This is a genomic window from Enterobacter sp. 725m/11 (assembly GCF_011683705.1).
Classification (GTDB): domain Bacteria; phylum Pseudomonadota; class Gammaproteobacteria; order Enterobacterales; family Enterobacteriaceae; genus Enterobacter; species Enterobacter bugandensis.
Window position 1 is genome coordinate 1 of record NZ_JAAQOK010000106.1, and the last position, 1,705, is coordinate 1,705.

The 1,705-nt window shown below is 34.6% G+C and carries 2 protein-coding genes; both read left to right on the forward strand.

Annotated elements, in window-relative coordinates:
* Positions 1-625 (forward strand): hypothetical protein (locus tag HBA26_RS22575; protein ID WP_208298235.1); only part of this gene is annotated, 625 nt, incomplete at its 5' end.
* Entirely contained in the window at positions 622-1,689 is a 1,068-nt protein-coding gene (locus HBA26_RS22580) for a glycoside hydrolase family 99-like domain-containing protein (protein WP_166721067.1), read from the forward strand. The genes HBA26_RS22575 and HBA26_RS22580, both read left to right, overlap by 4 nt.
* The last annotated feature ends 16 nt before the right edge of the window (positions 1,690-1,705 follow it).

Sequence of the window (1,705 nt, forward strand, 5' to 3'; positions counted from 1 at the left end):
AGATGTGTATAAGAGACAGATATTAATATTATATTGCTATGATAGAAAAATGACTTTGAAGAAGGTTATTTTTGCTCTGGGTGTATTTTTGATTTTGTTATTAGCCATATTCACTTTTAGAGGTGATAGCGACTTAAGTCAAAGTCTTATTAATACTCGCAATTATGCGATTGCAGGTTACTCACTTTTTACTCATGCAATTGATAGCGGTGATACTGATATCTTGTATGAGCTTTCTAGTCCATTTTCATTCTTAGGTATACTAGGCGCTAAGTTTTACGACCAAAGCGCTTTCTTCACAAAAGTACAAGATTTCGTTCTGCTAGGCAGTGCTGGTTATTTTAATGCCTTTTATACATCCTTGTTATTACCCTTCCTGTATTTCGGTAGTATAGGGTTAGCTGTACTCAGTATGTTGTTTGGATATATTGTATCGAGAAATCACAATTGCTTTATCAATAAGAACTCATTCCTTAACTTCAACTCCCTGTTTGCTTTGATTGTTATTTTCTTTTCTCATCAGTTTTTGCCGGTGCAGTTATCCTTCTTTTGGGATTATTTCCTGATTTCGTTATCAGTTCATTTGTTTGTAGTTTGTTATAGAAATATAAGGAGCAATTTTTGAAAACGTTAGCATTTTATCTTCCGCAATTTCATGAGATTGAAGAAAATAATAAATGGTGGGGAGAGGGTTTTACCGAATGGGTCAATGTTAAAAAGGCTACGCCTCTTTTTAAAAATCATAACCAGCCCAGAGAACCTCTGAACGATTATTATTATAATTTGCTCGATGTAGAAACATTAAAATGGCAATCGGAACTTGCAAAAAAGCATAATATTGATGGTTTTTGTTTTTATCATTACTGGTTTAATGGTAAGCGTTTACTGGACAAACCAGCTGAACTTTTACTGGAGAACAAAGATATACATCTCCCGTTCCTTTTTTCATGGGCTAACGAGCCATGGACGCGTAGTTGGGATGGTAGTCATCGAGATGTTATCATGCCCCAAAGTTATGGTGACGAATCAGACTGGCTAAATCACTTTAACTATCTCAAGCCATTTTTCGAAGACGAAAGATACATTAAACATAATGGTAAGCCTGTATTTCTGTTATATCGTTCTGCTAGCTTTGAAAAGTGTAATGAATGGATTCAGTATTGGCGGAAACTGGCAAAAGAAACGTCTTTCGGTGATATACATTTTGTGTCAACACTTACCTCATTCGCTCAAGATCATCGTAAGCTAGATTTTGATGCCGAGTTAAATTTTGAACCAATGTGTACTTTTGAACACAATATGGGGAAACTTAAACCGATATTGCGAAAAGTGATCGGAAGAATAAAACGTATTTCTAATGAAAAATTAAAAACAAATTACGTTGAGCAGATATTATCTTATCAATCAATTTGGGATAAAATCCTTGAAAAGGATTTTAGTGAAACACATTATTCAGGTGCATTCGTTGATTGGGATAATACGCCAAGGAAAAAAACTAAATCACTCGTGATGAAAGGAAGTAATCCTCAGGTATTTAAGAATAATTTCGATAAACTTTATAAAAAATCTATTTCTGCTAATGTTCCATTCTTATTCATAAATGCATGGAATGAATGGGCTGAGGGTACGTATCTTGAGCCGGATAAAAAAAATGGATATGGTTATTTGCTGTCTCTTATACACATCTGACGCTGCCGACGACGGA